This is a genomic window from Aurantibacter sp. UH7 (assembly GCF_056839165.1).
In genome coordinates, this window is the sequence record NZ_CM166388.1 from 4,010,218 (window position 1) to 4,026,508 (window position 16,291).

At 32.7% G+C, this 16,291-nt stretch carries 17 protein-coding genes; 8 read left to right on the forward strand and 9 right to left on the reverse strand.

The window, feature by feature from the left end:
• Positions 1-28: 28 nt before the first annotated feature.
• From UH7x_RS16945 to UH7x_RS16955, 3 genes are all read left to right on the forward strand, one after another.
• Positions 29-985 (forward strand): sterol desaturase family protein, encoded by a 957-nt coding sequence (locus UH7x_RS16945; protein ID WP_482361106.1) that lies wholly within the window; start codon positions 29-31, stop codon positions 983-985.
• 283 nt (positions 986-1,268) lie between these two features.
• Positions 1,269-3,887, forward strand: a complete 2,619-nt coding sequence (locus tag UH7x_RS16950; protein WP_482361107.1) for a PAS domain-containing sensor histidine kinase — start codon at positions 1,269-1,271, stop codon at positions 3,885-3,887.
• A complete protein-coding gene (locus UH7x_RS16955; RefSeq protein WP_482361108.1) occupies positions 3,880-4,293 on the forward strand; it encodes a response regulator in 414 nt (137 codons plus the stop codon). The genes UH7x_RS16950 and UH7x_RS16955 overlap by 8 nt, the downstream gene beginning before the upstream one ends.
• Positions 4,294-4,374: 81 nt before the next feature.
• Here UH7x_RS16955 and UH7x_RS16960 read toward each other — a convergent pair whose 3' ends face one another.
• Positions 4,375-5,193: a TerC family protein gene (locus tag UH7x_RS16960; protein WP_482361109.1), complete on the reverse strand. Its 819-nt coding sequence runs from the start codon at positions 5,191-5,193 to the stop codon at positions 4,375-4,377.
• A gap of 3 nt (positions 5,194-5,196) precedes the next feature.
• A complete protein-coding gene (locus UH7x_RS16965) occupies positions 5,197-5,574 on the reverse strand; it encodes a DNA topoisomerase IV (RefSeq protein ID WP_482361110.1) in 378 nt (125 codons plus the stop codon).
• A gap of 128 nt (positions 5,575-5,702) precedes the next feature.
• On the opposite strand from UH7x_RS16965, the gene UH7x_RS16970 reads away from it, so the two are divergent.
• From UH7x_RS16970 to UH7x_RS16980, 3 genes are all read left to right on the forward strand, one after another.
• Positions 5,703-6,818: a M14 family metallopeptidase gene (locus tag UH7x_RS16970; RefSeq protein ID WP_482361111.1), complete on the forward strand. Its 1,116-nt coding sequence runs from the start codon at positions 5,703-5,705 to the stop codon at positions 6,816-6,818.
• A gap of 103 nt (positions 6,819-6,921) precedes the next feature.
• Positions 6,922-7,401 (forward strand): winged helix-turn-helix transcriptional regulator, encoded by a 480-nt coding sequence (locus tag UH7x_RS16975; RefSeq protein ID WP_153754447.1) that lies wholly within the window; start codon positions 6,922-6,924, stop codon positions 7,399-7,401.
• 12 nt (positions 7,402-7,413) lie between these two features.
• Positions 7,414-7,929 (forward strand): DinB family protein, encoded by a 516-nt coding sequence (locus UH7x_RS16980; RefSeq protein ID WP_482361112.1) that lies wholly within the window; start codon positions 7,414-7,416, stop codon positions 7,927-7,929.
• An 8-nt stretch (positions 7,930-7,937) separates the two neighbouring features.
• Here the strand turns inward: UH7x_RS16980 and UH7x_RS16985 are convergent, their stop codons facing one another.
• Positions 7,938-8,273 (reverse strand): hypothetical protein, encoded by a 336-nt coding sequence (locus tag UH7x_RS16985; protein WP_482361113.1) that lies wholly within the window; start codon positions 8,271-8,273, stop codon positions 7,938-7,940.
• Between the two features lie 169 nt (positions 8,274-8,442).
• Positions 8,443-9,501, reverse strand: coding sequence for a 3-dehydroquinate synthase (aroB, locus tag UH7x_RS16990; protein ID WP_482361114.1), 1,059 nt, complete (start codon positions 9,499-9,501; stop codon positions 8,443-8,445).
• A 125-nt stretch (positions 9,502-9,626) separates the two neighbouring features.
• Between aroB and UH7x_RS16995 the strand changes: the two genes are divergently transcribed.
• A complete protein-coding gene (locus UH7x_RS16995; protein ID WP_482361115.1) occupies positions 9,627-10,793 on the forward strand; it encodes a proline dehydrogenase family protein in 1,167 nt (388 codons plus the stop codon).
• A gap of 23 nt (positions 10,794-10,816) precedes the next feature.
• Here UH7x_RS16995 and UH7x_RS17000 read toward each other — a convergent pair whose 3' ends face one another.
• The 5 genes from UH7x_RS17000 to porX form a co-directional block, all read right to left on the reverse strand.
• A complete protein-coding gene (locus UH7x_RS17000; RefSeq protein WP_482361116.1) occupies positions 10,817-11,194 on the reverse strand; it encodes a DUF4258 domain-containing protein in 378 nt (125 codons plus the stop codon).
• Position 11,195: 1 nt separating this feature from the next.
• Complete coding sequence (locus UH7x_RS17005; RefSeq protein ID WP_482361117.1) at positions 11,196-12,395, reverse strand: alanine dehydrogenase; 1,200 nt, start codon at positions 12,393-12,395, stop codon at positions 11,196-11,198.
• A gap of 141 nt (positions 12,396-12,536) precedes the next feature.
• Positions 12,537-12,662: a hypothetical protein gene (locus tag UH7x_RS17010; RefSeq protein WP_482361118.1), complete on the reverse strand. Its 126-nt coding sequence runs from the start codon at positions 12,660-12,662 to the stop codon at positions 12,537-12,539.
• A gap of 242 nt (positions 12,663-12,904) precedes the next feature.
• Positions 12,905-13,315 (reverse strand): tRNA (adenosine(37)-N6)-threonylcarbamoyltransferase complex ATPase subunit type 1 TsaE, encoded by a 411-nt coding sequence (gene tsaE / locus UH7x_RS17015; protein ID WP_482361119.1) that lies wholly within the window; start codon positions 13,313-13,315, stop codon positions 12,905-12,907.
• Positions 13,316-13,325: 10 nt separating this feature from the next.
• Positions 13,326-14,870, reverse strand: coding sequence for a T9SS response regulator signal transducer PorX (gene porX, locus UH7x_RS17020; RefSeq protein WP_482361120.1), 1,545 nt, complete (start codon positions 14,868-14,870; stop codon positions 13,326-13,328).
• A gap of 94 nt (positions 14,871-14,964) precedes the next feature.
• On the opposite strand from porX, the gene UH7x_RS17025 reads away from it, so the two are divergent.
• Positions 14,965-16,206 carry an HD domain-containing protein gene (locus tag UH7x_RS17025; RefSeq protein ID WP_482363624.1) on the forward strand — a complete coding sequence of 414 codons (1,242 nt, stop codon included), beginning with the start codon at positions 14,965-14,967 and terminating at the stop codon, positions 16,204-16,206.
• Positions 16,207-16,291 lie beyond the last annotated feature (85 nt).

The following is a 16,291-nucleotide window of genomic DNA, read 5'->3' on the forward strand; positions in this document are numbered from 1 at the left end:
ATAATTACCTTTGCAGAAATTTGTTTAAATGGATTTAACGAACCCCCTGATTTACGGAGTACCCTGTTTTATTGCCTTAATCTTATTGGAGATAACTTATAGTCACACCCATGGTGATGAAGATCTCTATGTTTGGAAAGACCTTATGGCAAGTGGTGCTATGGGTATTGGGTCCGCAATTTTAGGTCCATTAATTAAACTTACTGTACTTATTGTAGTTTTTAATTTCGCCTATGAATTGTTTAATCCTATGGTAGATGGCGTCCGTATGAACATTATGGGGTACAAATCATTCGGTTATGAATGGTATATATTTCTAATTTGTCAACTTGCTGATGATTTTACATATTATTGGTTTCATAGGGCAAATCATGAAATTAGAGTGTTATGGGCAGCGCACATTGTACATCACTCATCAGATCATTTTAATTTAGGCACGGCAATTAGAAACGGTTGGTTTACCCTGTTATATAAACCTTTTTTTTATATGTGGATGCCTGCAGTTGGTTTTCCTGTAGAAGTAGTAATTTTTGCTTTGGCAATAGAGTCTTTTTGGCAATTTCAGTTGCATTCGAAGTATGTGCCAAAAATGGGATGGATAGAAAAAATATTCAATACACACACAATGCATCAAGTGCATCATTCTCAAAATGTGGAGTATTTAGATAAAAACCATGGAGGTTTTCTAAATATTTTTGATAAGATTTTTGGCACATGGAAAGAATTGGATGACGATATCGATGTGAAATTTGGAGTTATACATGCGCCAGAATCATATAACCCACTTGTAATATTAACGCATGAATATAAGGATATCTGGAATGATATGAAGAAATCACCCAAATTATGGCATAAACTTATGTACATTTTTGGACCTCCAGGTTGGAGCCACGATGGTAGCACAATGACTGTAAAACAACAACAACGTTTGTTTAGTAAGCAAAAAACGCAGAATCCTGAAGTAGCTTTTGAAAGGCCTAATTAGTGATTTATTTATAAATATTTTACTATAAGTAATTATAATTTTCGAATTACTAGCCTGCATTTTGCAGGCTTTTATATTTATTATAGCTTTAAAACCAGTAAACTAGGTGATCATTTTATTATTCAGCAAGAATATTTGATATATTTCTGAGTTATTATTAGACACTTTTGTAAGAATTGTATGACGAATAATATTAATTTGGGCGCTAAACATATAAATTCATTACGACTATTGTTTTAGAAAAGTAATTTGTAGACCGTAAGCTTAAAATAATCCACTGTTAATGAATGTTACTTCAAACTCTGACATTACCGCTATTATAGCTATAAATAAAGAAGAAATTATTTACCAATTTAATAAGGGAGCTGAAATCTTATTAGGGTATTCGGCTGCTGATTTGATAGGTGAGAAAAAGACAAATTTTTTTCTAGTCGAAGATGAATACCAGAAATTTCAGAAAGATATAGCCGATCGATATAATATTAAAGATTCCGACTTTGATGCGTATCAATTATTAGCTCAAAATGATGATTACGATGCCCGGGAATGGACTGCTACTCGAAAAGATGGATCAACATTTATTGCGCATTCTACTTTAACTCCCTTAAAAAATGATTCCGGCGAATGCATTGGTTTTATGCGAATATTAAAAAATGTAAATGATCAAAAAAAGATAGAAACTGATCTGTTACGCAAGAATAATATTTTAAACAAAGCCGAAAGGTTAACAAGTATAGGAAGTTGGATATGGAATACCGTTAACAGTGATGTTACCTTTTCTAAAAATCTGTACCGAATTTTTGAAATTGATAATAATGAAATTTTAAATTTCGATTCGTATTTAGATTGCGTACACCCTGAAGATAAAGAAATGGTAGATATTTCTATAGCTAAATCTATTGAAGATAATCTTTTTCATGATTTGCTACATCGCATAGTAACTACAAATGGTAAGATTAAGACAGTTCAAATATTTGGGGAAGTAATTTCAGATAATGCAGGCCAAGTTATAGAATTCATGGGAACATGCCAGGATGTTACGCAACAACGAATGGCTGAAATAAAGTTTAGAGGTCTGCTAGAATCTGCACCAGATGCTATGGTAATAGTAAATAAACAGGGTGAAATTCAGTTAATAAACAAGCAATCGGAAAAACTATTTGGGTATGCAGCAGAAGAATTAGTACATAAATCAATAGAAACTTTAATACCTAAGCATAGTAACCATAAGGACTTTTCGCTTATCGAAATGTTTTTAGATTTGACTAAGACGAAAAGATTGGGTCAACAGAAGGAGCTTTATGCTTGTACTAAGCAAACACAGGTTATTCCAATACAAATAAGCATAAGTCCGGTTAAAACCGAGGAAGGGCTTCTGGTATCTATTGCTATTAGAGATGTTACAATACAAAAGGATATAGAAACCGAATTATTACGTAAAAATCAAGTTTTAAACGCCGCCGAAAAAATCACTATGATGGGGCACTGGCAATGGGACACGGTAATAAATAGTGTAACATGGTCTAGTAATCTATTTAATATTTTTGAGGTTGACCCAAATGAAACTTTAAATTTTGATTCATACTATAGCTTTGTGCATCCAGAAGACAAAGAGGCTGTTCAACTATCTTTTGATAAGTCTATAGAAGATAAAGTATTTTACGAGTTATTACATAGAATAGTATCTACAAGTGGAAAGACAAAAACAGTTCAATTGCTTGGAGAAGTAGTAACAGATAAAGATGGCAATGTAATAGAATTAATAGGAACCTGCCAAGATGTAACACAGCAACGAATGGCAGAAATAAAGTTCAAGGGCTTATTAGAGTCTGCTCCTGACGCCATGGTAATAGTAAATGAACAAGGAATAATTCAATTAATTAATAATCAATCAGAAAAATTGTTTGGCTATACGCCTCAAGAATTAATTGATAAACCTGTAGAGATATTAATACCAGAAAATTCTACTAGCAACCATATTTCACAGAGAAATTCGTTTTTTAATATACCGAAGACAAGAGAAATGGGAGAAGGTAAAGAGCTCTATGGAATAAATAAATCGGGAAGAAAAATTCCAATTCAAATAAGCCTGAGTCCGCTAAAAACGGCAGAAGGGTTATTAGTCTCAGCCGCCATTAGAGATATAACTATTCAAAAAAAGGCTGAAAGCAAAATTTTAGAAGCAAAAGAAGGTTTAGAAATTTTAGCCAAAAAGCTTACTTTCCAAAATACACAGCTTGCAGATTTTGCTCATATTACTTCACATAATTTAAGAGCCCCAGTAAGTAATTTAAATACACTATTAAAATTTTATAAAGTTTCTGAAACAGAAGAGGAAAGAGAAACTTTATTTGATAAAATAGAAGTAGTTACCAATCACTTGACTGAGACACTTAATACTTTAATTCAGGCGCTTAAAACTAAAAGTGAGGGAGTTGTGGAATTGGAGACATTACAATTTTCCGAAATTTTAAACAAGACAAAAGAGATTCTAACGGGTCAGATTTTGGCTACAGATGCAGAAATTAATACAGATTTCATAAATAATCCTAAAATTAAGTACAATAGAGTTTATTTAGAGAGTATTTTTCTTAATTTACTGAGCAATTCGATTAAATATAAATCTGAAGAAAGGAAACCTGAAATTTTTATTCAATCAGTGATAGAAGATGGTTTACTTAAACTCAAATTTAAAGATAATGGCTTAGGGATTAATTTGAAGAGACATGGCCATAAAGTATTTGGTTTAAATAAGGTATTCCATCGACATCCGGACGCAAAAGGAGTTGGATTATTTATGACTAAAGTACAAGTTGAATCAATGGGAGGGGAAATAACTGTTGAAAGTGAGGAAAATATAGGATCCACTTTCGAAATTAATTTTAACGAAAAAGATGAGTAAAAAGCTAAGTTTCTGTATTGTTGATGATGATGATATTTATCAATTTACTATTAAAAAGACCATTAAATCTCTTAATCTGGCCAAAAACATAATTGCATTTTACGATGGAGAAGAGGCATTAAATTTTATGATTGAGAATCTTAATAATGATCAAGAACTCCCTGATGTTATATTGCTAGATATAAACATGCCAATAATGGATGGCTTTCAATTTATGGAAGAGTATATAAAAATCATGCCGAATTTAGGTAAAAAAATAACTATCTATATGGTTTCATCTTCGGTTGATCCTGCAGATTTAGAGCGGGCCAAAAAAATAAGTGAAATATCGGACTATATTATTAAGCCAGTTGAGCAAAGTCAATTAGAAGCTATTACGCAAAATTTTATAAACGGAGAAGGCTAATTAAACCTTAAACTCTTTTTATTAATAAGATCTTTATAGAAGCTTTATCATTTAAATCTTCTGTGAAGGTCTATTATTTTATTACTCGTCTGAAGAAATTTCTTTTATTTCAGAATTGGTATTTTTTTTCATTCTTAAGTCTAAGAATTCAACTAATAGTGAGAATGCAATAGCAAAATAGAGATACCCTTTAGGAATAGTGCCAACTTCATTACCGAACACAATTACATGTCCTATATGGGCAGCTTCTGCAATAAGCATAAATCCAATTAAGATTAAGAATGATAGTCCTAATATTTGAATAGAAGGGTGTCTGTTTACAAATTTTCCTACAGGGTTAGCGAACAACATCATAATAACCACAGAAATAACTACTGCTATTATCATTAGAACTAACGCGTCATTTGGGTTAGGTGATATACCATTTGTCATTCCAATTGCCGTAAGAATAGAATCAAAAGAAAAGACTATGTTAATCATTGTTATTTGCACAATAGCTTTGGTCAACGAAGTAGATCTTGATTTTTTCACTTCAACTTCATCGTGCCCTTTGTGTTCTACTTTTTCATGTATTTCACGTGTACTTTTATAAAGCAGAAATAATCCGCCTAAGAACAGAATAATTGCTTGTCCACTAATACCGCCTGTAATCCAAGATTCATTAAAAACCCAAAAAGGTTTTTTCATTGCCGTGAGCCAAGTAATACCAAATAACAAAACAATACGCATTACCATTGCCAGAATGAGACCAATATTAGTCGCTTTCTTTCTGTTTGTTGGTTCTAATTTTCCTGCTGCAATAGAGATAAAAATAATATTGTCAATACCAAGAACAATCTCTAAGAAAGTTAATGTTATCAGCGCAATCCATGCATCTGGGTTGGCAAAAATTTCAAACATGGTTTATTTGGTTTTGATGGCGGTTCCTTTAGATTTCGTTTTGCTGTTACCAACAATGCTAAATTCAAATGTATAAGAATTATCGGTGGTTGTCAATATTTTGATATGTACTGGTTTTTCTTCTGCCATACTTTTAGGATTGATTTTCTTTACAATATACTCACAATCATTCACCCAACGCACAGAAGAGCTGTCTACTTTACCTTCGTAAAATTCGATACTAAGATCATCATTGCGTGTAAAAATACCGGTTTTTGATACACTATCGACCATATAATCAAAAGTGAATTTACCGTTTTTAAAATCTTTACAGTTTCTTTCTGGTTGATAACAAGAGGTGAAAATCAATAAAAATAATATACTTATAGTGTACCGTGCCATCTGGTAAAAATAACGAAAATAGACACCATAGTTTAATCAAAAAAGGTAAAAAGTAGCCAATGTACACAAATTAGAATTGTTATGTAACTAGATTTAAAAGTACATTTGCTCTAATTAGTATGACCCACATGATTGATAAAATTAATTACGACGAAATTAAAGTAGCCAGTCTTTACGGACGTTATATAACAAATGATTCGATTCAAGACGCACTGTCCAATCTAAATGAATCATTTACCATAGAAACGATAGGAAGTTCTGTTCAGCAAAGACCTATAAAAAGTGTAACTATTGGTACTGGTGCGAAACGCATTTTTATGTGGTCTCAAATGCATGGAAATGAATCTACAACGACAAAAGCAGCTTTAGATTTACTGAACTTTTTAAATACAAATAAGGTTGCCGCTAAGGAATTATTGGAGAATTGTACCATAAAAATAATTCCAATTCTTAGTCCTGATGGGGCTGAAGCTTATACACGAGTGAATGCTAATGAAGTCGATTTAAATCGTGATGCACAGAATTTAACCCAGCCTGAAAGTAAAGTTTTAAGAGAAACTTTTAAATCTTTTAGGCCACACTTTGCTTTTAATTTACACGGGCAACGTACTTTTTATAATGTTGGTACTACAGATAAACCGGCCACAGTTTCATTTTTATCGCCTTCTGTAGATGAAGCTAGAAATGTAACCGAAACGCGCCGAACGGCCATGCAATTAATTGTAGCGATGAATGATATGCTACAGAAATCTATACCTGGAGGTGTTGGTAGATACGATGATGGGTTTAACTTAAATTGCGTTGGAGATACTTTTCAAAACCTTAATTGTCCAACAATATTATTTGAAGCGGGCCATTATCCAAATGACTATGAAAGGGAAGAAGTGCGAAAACTTATATTCAATGCCCTTATAACCTCAATAACTACTATTGGAAGTAATACCATTGCCAATTATAATTTTGAAGATTACTTTAAAATACCCGAGAATGGGAAGCAATTTTATGACATCATAATTAAAAATGCTCATGACTACAATCCCAAAATAAAGAGAGGCGATTCATTAGCCTTTCAATTTGTGGAAGTTTTAGAAGAAAATGAAGTAGTATTCAGTCCTAAAATTGAAAAAACAGGAAACCTTTCAAATTATTTTGGTCATAAAATATATGACTGCTCAATTGAGAGCCAACTATCTGACTTAAAGAGAGAAACACAACTCTGTTTATTAATTAACAATAATTTATAATTAATTTAAGATTTGTTTGATTTGTTACGTATTATTTAGAAAATTCATCAAATAATTAAATATTATTGCATTATTACTTACTTTTGCAAAAAATAATTCGATTATGGCCAAAGTAAAATTGGACGAAATAGATCATCAGATTCTTGATATGTTGATTGACAACACAAGAACCCCCTTTACAGATATTGCAAAAAAACTTTTAATTTCTGCGGGTACCGTTCACGTACGTGTAAAGAAAATGGAAGAGGCAGGTATTATTAGAGGCTCTTCATTAACACTAGATTATATTAAACTAGGTTATGCCTTTATTGCGTATGTTGGAATTTTTCTAGAGAAAACACATCAGACAAAATTTGTTTTGGAGCGTTTAAATCAAATACCATATGTTACCGTTGCACATATAACCACTGGTAAATTCAATATATTTTGCAAGATTAGAGCAAAAGACACAAATCACGCAAAAAATATCATCTTTAAAATTGATGATATTGATGGTATTAGTCGTACCGAAACTATGATTTCGTTAGAAGAGAGCATAAACGATAAGAAACGTTTAATGCATACAATTTTTAATGAATTGTAAGTTAAAATAAATATGAGAAAGTCTGAACTGGAGGTTGGCGATTACAATTCTTTTTTTCAGACTTACATAGATACTTTAGACGATGTATCTTTAGTAGATGTACATCAAAGGCAATTGCAGAATTTTCCTAAGTTCATGGAGAGTATACCTGATGAAAAGCTCTATTATGCTTATGATAAGGGCAAATGGACTCTTGCTGAAGTGTTACTTCATATTATAGATACTGAAAGAATTTTTCAATACCGTGCGTTACGCATTTCTAGAGGTGATAAAACACCTTTACCAGGTTTTGAACAAAACGACTATGTGCCAAATTCTTTTGCGAACCGTCGGTCAAAGGAAAGCTTAATAGAAGAATACAAGATTGTAAGAAAAGCTACTATTTCGCTTTTTATAAATTTTGATAGACAGACACTACGAAATAGAGGCATAACCAGCAATTCTGAAATGAGTGTTGCAGCTATTGGCTTTATAATTTCTGGGCATCAGAAACACCATAGAAACATAATCAGAGAAAGATACCTTTAGAGGTGGTCTTATTCTAAATCTGTTTCTTCTTCATTTTCGTTTTCTAAGTTCTGCTCAAATTCCATGTCAGAAGATTCCACCTCTTCTAATATTCTAGAAGAACTAGCATCAAGCTCTCTTTCAATCGTATCGTCAAAAGTTGCAATAAAATTGGCAAGGCTCTTACTAATCTTTACTAAGTAGAAAGTGTCGTTGGTTTGGAGTTCTACTGCTTGTACATATTCACCACTTGCATTTTGGAAAGTGATAATATCATCATCACCATACCCATCTGGGTAAGTTTCAATCAATAATGCTGCTAATTGATGGTCAAGCTTCTTGTAATCAATAAGTTTACGTAACATAATAGGTTTTTTAGGTCTGATTACTCAGGTTTTTTAATGGGCAAAATTTGGGGAATAAGCCGCAAAACTATTTATAAAAAGTCTTATGGTACTTATCGAAAACTAAACTATACATTTTTAGCATTCGATACTGGAAAGAGTTGTCAATGTCTAATTTTAGTATATGAAGTTAGAGATGTTTGTAGTAAGAAAATGCCTCACTAAACAAATTAGAATCAATTTTAACATCAATCTGCGTTTCACCTATATTATTGAGTAGCACAAAATTTATATTTCCGTGGGAATTTTTTTTATCAAATTTTAATAGCGATAATATAATCGCTATATCTGCATCAGAAAATCTAACCTTCTCATAACGAGACAAAAAGGTTTTAGATATGTCGCTTAGTGCCGATTGTGATAATCCTGTTAAATTCTTAGATAAATAAGCTTCTAAAATCATACCTATAGCAATAGCTTCACCATGTAGCAAGGTTTTCTTACTGTCATCTTCAAGAAAATGGGATTCAATTGCGTGGCCTAGTGTATGTCCGTAATTAAGTGTTTTTCTTAAGTTTTGCTCTGTTGGGTCTTTTAAAACCACATCATTTTTAATAAGAACAGAATCATGAATTAGTTTATCTAAATTATTAAAATCTGAGACCAGTTTCAATTCTTGCCAATATGCTTCACTTTGAATTAAGCCATGTTTAAGCATCTCTGCAAAACCACTGTGCAATTGACGCTTTTCTAAAGTTTTAAGAAAATTGGAAACAACTAGAACCATTTCTGGCTGATTAATCACGCCAATCTGATTTTTTAAAACACCTAAATCCACTCCAGTTTTACCACCAACAGAGGCATCTACCATAGCAAGTAGCGTTGTCGGTATGTTAATGAATTTTATACCTCTTTTAAATGTAGAAGCTACAAAACCCCCTAAATCAGTTAAAACACCACCACCAAGGTTAATTAGTAAACTTTTGCGATCTGCATTTAAATTACTTAGGTCGTTCCAAACCTGCATGCAAGTTTCTATGTTCTTATGTATTTCACCAGATGTAATTTTTAAAAGAATAAAATCAAAATTCACCTTGCTTTTAAAAATAGGCAAACAATGGATTTCTGTATTCTCATCAACAAGCACAAATATTTTAGAATACGAGTTTAATGAAACATGATTAAGAAGCTGTGTAAAAGCTTGTTCATTAAAATGTACTGCAGAAGATTCGGTTACTATAGATTCCATCATTAAGATTTTTATAGAATTTACAAGAATATTTATTCTCGATAAGAGTGCAAAATAAAGGTAAATAATTAGCAAAAAAATATATTTTCTGTCTTTATCTTTATCCCTTAAATAAAATTGTAAAAATGGAACGAATTTTTGAGGATACAGCAACGGCCTTTGCACTTAAGTCTGATTCTGAACTTGAACGTGCTTATTTTCTATTTAAAATGATTGCCAATGAGCCATTGGTGAAAATGGGAACCTTGATGACCAATTTTGCTATAAAAGCACATTTACCTGTTGAAGGATTGATTCGAGCTACTGTTTTTGATCATTTCTGTGGCGGTGTAAGTGAAGATGATTGTTTACCGGTTGTAGATAAAATGTGGTCTAAGGGAGTACATTCCGTTTTAGATTATTCGGTAGAAGGAAAAGACAGCGAAGATCCATTAGACAATGCCTTAAATACTATTTTAAAAATTATAGATTTTGTAAAAGAAAAAGAGGCTATACCTTTTGCTGTATTCAAACCAAGCGCTTACGGCCGCTTCTCTTTATTCAAAAAAGTTAACGCTAAAAAGAAGCTCTCTGCGGACGAAGAATTAGAATGGAAACGTGTGATTGCACGTTTAGATAAGACTTGTAAAAAGGCTTATGACCTTGATGTTCGGCTTTTAATTGATGCCGAAGAAAGCTATATCCAAGATGCAGCAGACGATTTAATAGAAGGTATGATGATGAAGTACAATAAAGATAGAGCAATTGTCTTTAATACGTTACAAATGTATCGTTGGGATAGATTGGATTATTTAAAAGAACTTCATAAAAGAGCTAAAACAGCGAATTTTAAAATTGGAATGAAAGTGGTTCGTGGTGCTTATATGGAGAAAGAACGGGAACGTGCAGAAAGAAAGGGATATAAGAGCCCTATTTGCAAAGACAAAATTACTACAGACGAAAATTTTGATGCAGCAATTGCATATAGTATTGATAATTTGGATGATATTTCAATTTTCGCAGGAACTCACAATGAGGAGAGTTGTTATCGCTTAATGCAATTGATGGCGGAAAAAGGAATCGATAAAAAAGATGATCACATTGTTTTTGGTCAATTGTTTGGAATGAGTGATCATATATCTTTTAATCTTGCACATGCGGGTTATAATGTAGCAAAATATCTTCCATTTGGTCCTGTACGTGATGTTATGCCATATTTAATTAGACGTGCCGAAGAAAACACTTCTGTAGCAGGACAAACAACGCGAGAACTTTCATTATTGAAAAAAGAACGAAAACGTAGGAAAATATAAGAATAGAATAGGAGGTAAGTAGGCTATTCTAAAGACTCTATAATAATTTTGGTATTACAATTTTTTACTGTCAAAGTCTTTAAAACCCCATCTACTTCCTTTTCAATTAGGTAGATTTTACAAGGTTTTGCATGGGTATCACTTTTACTGAAATTAATCTCACCTTCCTTAAAAAACTGTTTAACCTGTATGGTATCTAACTGGTTGTAAGCTATCATTTGTGCTAATTCATCAGAATAATTTACCGATTTTGAGCGCATATCTTTTAATGCTCTACAATTCGGAAAATAACAGAACGAAACTCCGGTCTCGTCAGCTTTTTTTCTTAAGAATATAGAAAGGAATACCAAACCAATTGATAATCCGAAGAGGTAAAAACCCAAACGTTTTATAAATGCCATTTTAGAAAATCAAGAAATTGATATCATTATATTTAAGATCATACCACTCACCAACGGCTTTGCTAGTTAAAATCCCATGGTACATGTAAAGTCCATTTCTTAAACCTTTGTCAAAACGAAGTGAATTTTCCAATCCACCTTCCTCACCAAGTTTAAGCAAATAGGGCGTAAAGATATTACTTATAGAAATAGAAGCTGTTTTAGGATAACGTGAAGGAATATTCGGTACAGCATAATGCACAACACCGAATTTCTCAATAGTAGGTTTACTATGTGAGGTAACTTCACTAGTTTCAAAGCAACCGCCCATATCTATACTAACATCGATAATTACGGCACCTTTTTTCATATTTTCAACCATAGTACTCGAAACAACAACAGGTGAGCGTTCGTGACCACGGATAGCACCAATAGCAACATCGCAACGTTTAAGCGCCTTTATTAAATTTTTCGGTTGCAATGTTGATGTATAAACAGTTTGCTTGAGATTAGTTTGAATCTGTCGCAACTTGGTTATAGAATTATCAAATACTTTTACATTTGCTCCGAGACCTAATGCAGACCGTGAAGCAAATTCTCCAACAGTCCCTGCTCCAATAATTACTACTTCTACAGGCGGAACACCACTTATGTTACCGAACATAAGTCCGTTACCTTTATTTGTTGTTGCCATTAATTCGGCTGCAATTAATACAGATGATATTCCTGCAATTTCACTAAGTGATCGTACAGCAGGGAATTTTCCATCTTCATCTCTAATATATTCGAATGCAATTGCCGTAATCCTTTTTTTAGCTAATTCTTCAAAATATTCTTTGCATTGTGTTTTTATTTGCAAGGCAGATATAACAACAGCTTGTGGATTCAACATTGCAATTTCAGCAATTGAAGGCGGTTCAACTTTTAAAATTAATGGACAAGAAAAAACTTTCTTTGTGTCTGTAGAAATTTCAGCACCCGCTTCTGTATAATCTTTGTTTGAAAAGTTAGCACCTTCACCCGCTCCTTTTTCAATTAATACGCGATGACCATTACTAGTGATTGCATTTACGGCATCGGGAGTAAGACAAATACGACGTTCTTTATTCGGATTTTCTTTAGGAATGCCAATAAATAATTCTCCTTTTTGCTTTAAAACTTCAAGCATTTCTTCTTGAGGAAGCAATTGATACTTGCTAAAAGGCGAGCTCGGTTGGTTCATAATTACATTTTACAGTGCAATAGAACGGCACTTTAACAAATTTACAATAATTAATGAAAAGGATAAAAGGAAGGCTTGTAGAATCATTCGTCTAATAAATAGACTTAAAGTTAAATTTCTAATTCTTCTTAGGACATAGTTCTAATTTAAATCATCATTCTTAATATCATCTTCATAAATCTCATCTCCTTTTGCAGAGGTATTAGGCTCACACGAAACAGCTAGAAGTGTAAAAGATGCAATTAGGGCAAAAATGATTTTTCTCATTTCAGTAAAATAATCTTCTTCATTATTTATTAATAGGGAAAGAAGTTAGGTTTTATATAGGGTTCACGTTCTATACAAAAATACATAAAAAGGGAATTCGTTGGTAGTATGTAGAAAATAATTGCATTTCACAGCTAAGTTTTAAAGTTATCAAGGAGCAATAAACAGTAAGCATTGAATAGTAAACATCTAACAATTATTACTTATTGCTTGCCTCAAGTGCCTGTAATTTTTCACCTTCACTAATCCAACTCTAATCTTCTAGTTACAGGGTCAATAATATCAATTGTAATATTGCTAACGTTTTCCGGTAAGAACGACTGAATTTTCTCAGGCCATTCAATAAAAATCCAAACGTTTTGCGCTAAGTAATCTTCAAAGCCCATATCTAAGGCCTCGGTCTCATCTTCTAACCGATAAAAATCGAAATGATATCCTAAGAGTTCACCATCTTCTGTATGATATTCATTTACAATTCCAAATGTGGGACTATTGGCAACAGTACCGCCACCCAACTCTTCAACCAAAGCTTTTATTAAAGTTGTTTTGCCAGCACCCATCTCGGCATGAAAACAAAGTGTTTTAAAAGCGGTATTTTGAATGATACCTTTAGCCACACTATCTATTTGGTCTAAGGAATATAATAATTGCATTTAAAGCTCTTTATTTAGGATCCAAAACTACAAAAGGAATAATCATTTCTTCTAAAGAAACCCCACCATGTTGATAGGTATTTCTATAATAACTTACATAATGATTGTAGTTATTAGGGTATGCAAAAAACAAATCGTTCTTGGCGAAAATATAAGAGCTACTCATGTTTATACTTGGCAAATGAATAGATTTTGGATCCCGCGCCGCTAGCACATCTTTGTCTTCATACGTTAAGCTACGTCCCGTTTTGTATCGTAAATTAAGACTAGTGTCTTTATCGCCAATAACTTTTGAAGGTTGCTTTACATTAATAGTACCATGATCAGTCGTAATAATTAATTTCATACCTAACTGCTGTGCCTGTTGTATTATTTCCAATAGAGGCGAATTTTTAAACCAACTTAAAGTTAATGAACGGTATGCTTTATCATTAGAGGCAAGTTCTTTAATAACTTCCATTTCAGTTTTCGAATGTGAAAGCATATCCACAAAATTGTAAACAATGGCCGTTAAATCATTTTCCTTTTGAGATTTAAAATTTTGTGACAATTGCTTGCCTTGCTTTAGACTAGTAATTTTGTGGTATTCCCATTTTAAGTTTAACCCAAGTCGGTCTATTTGTGAACCTAAAAATTCAGCTTCAAATAAATTTTTCCCACCTTCATCGGTATCATTTTTCCACCAATTCGGATATTTTTTCTCCATATCTAAAGGAGTTAATCCAGAGAAAATGGCATTGCGAGCATATTGTGTTGCAGTGGGCAAAATGCTGTAGTATGATGTTTCTTTTGTTTTTTTGTAAAAGTTCGCCACCGTATCTTCAAATGCAAACCACTGGTCGTACCTAAGATTGTCAACAACAATTAAAAGAGTAGGGGTATTTTTTAATTCTGGAGCAATCCATTCTTTAAAGAGGGTATGCGACATTACCGGGCCATCGTGGCCTTCAAACCAATCAGCATAATTTCTATCTACATATTTACCAAACTGAGCATTAGCCTCTACTTTTTGCGATTCTAGTATTTCGAACATACCACTATCTTCAATTTCTTCTAATTGCAACTCCCAATAGATTAATTTCTTATAAAGTTGCGCCCATTCTTCATAACTATTTACCATAGAAAGGTCCATAGCAATTTTACCAAATTCTTGTTGGTAGTTAGCCGTGGTTTTTTCAGAAACCAATCGAGAATGGTCTAAGTTCTTTTTTAAGGACAATAGTATCTGATTCGGATTAACAGGCTTAATTAAATAATCTGCAATTTTAGAGCCAATGGCATCTTCCATAATAGATTCTTCCTCGTTTTTGGTAATCATTACCACAGGAATGGAAGCATCCATTAATTTAATCTCACCCAATGTTTCTAATCCTGATATTCCAGGCATATTCTCATCAAGAAAAACGATGTCCACTTTATTTTCTTTAAGAATATCAAGAGCTTCTTGCCCGCTAGGACAAGTAATACAATCGTAATTTTTTCCTTCTAAAAATAGAATGTGTGGCTTTAACAGGTCTATTTCATCATCGACCCAAAGTATAGTAATCTTGTTCATTTAGTAAGTATCTTTGTTATTGAAATGATTTTAACTTTTCGACTAAAAGCAAAGCGTTTAAATCACTTCTCTAAAAGCAATTATTTTGGCGCAAATAAACACTCTTAATTCCGCACCTTCAGGCGGGCAAGTATTCAATGATCCAATTTACGGATTTATTCGAATACCCAATGATCTGATTTACCAATTAATAGATGATCCATATTTTCAACGTTTGCGTAGAATTTCGCAAATGGGACTTTCATATTTGGTATTCCCCGGAGCACATCACACGCGATTTCATCATGCTTTAGGTTGCATGTATTTAATGCAAATAACCATCCAAGCCCTTCGCTATAAGCAAGTTGAAATTACTGAGGACGAAGAAACAGGTTTGCTTTGTGCAATTTTATTGCATGATATTGGACACGGACCATTTTCACATACGATGGAACACAGTATTGTTGAAGGTGTTACGCATGAGCATATTTCTTTACTTTTTATGGAAAAGTTGAACAATCGGTTTAACGGAAGTTTAACTACTGCCATCAAAATTTTCAAAAAAGAACATCCAAAAACATTTTTAAATCAGCTTGTTTCTAGTCAGTTAGATATAGATAGGTTAGATTATTTAAAGCGCGATAGTTTTTATACTGGAGTAGCTGAAGGCAATATTAATGCTGAGCGTTTAATTACGATGTTAAACGTGGTCGATAATAAATTGGTAGTTGAAGAAAAAGGAATTTACTCGGTTGAGAAATTTCTAATGGCACGGCGTTTTATGTATTGGCAGGTGTATTTGCATAAGACATCACTAGCCGCAGAACAATTGTTAATTCGTGTGTTTACAAGAGCAAAGGAATTAACTAAGTTAGGGCATCAATTAAATTGTAGTAGTGCTTTAAGTTTCTTTTTAAACAATTCAATAGGCAAGGCTGAATTTAATTCTGATGTTTTAGAACAATTTGCCTTACTAGATGATGTAGATATAATTTCGGCATTAAAAGAGTGGCGAACACATAAAGATTTTGTGTTGTCTGAACTCTGTAATATTATAATTGACCGAAAATTACCTAAGGTAATTATTGCTGATAATCCAAAGCCAAAAGAGCAAATAGATAAAATATTATCTGAATTTGCTAGTACCAATAATCTAACTAAAGACGAAGCTGCTTATTTTGTTTTTGAAGGTAAAGTTAGTAACCAGGCATACGATTTAGATGAGGAAAAAATTACAATTGTTAATAAGCAAGGAACAATATCTGATGTGGGTCAAACCCTAGATAAGATGAGTTTGGATGCCTTATCTAAATCAATTGTCAAATATTATTTTTGCTATCCAAAGAGTCAAAACTAAATTGCTAAAGTATTTTTAAATAGACTATTGCAAGATGAATCTTACAAAGATAAAACACACAAAAAGGGACGAAAATAATTTATAG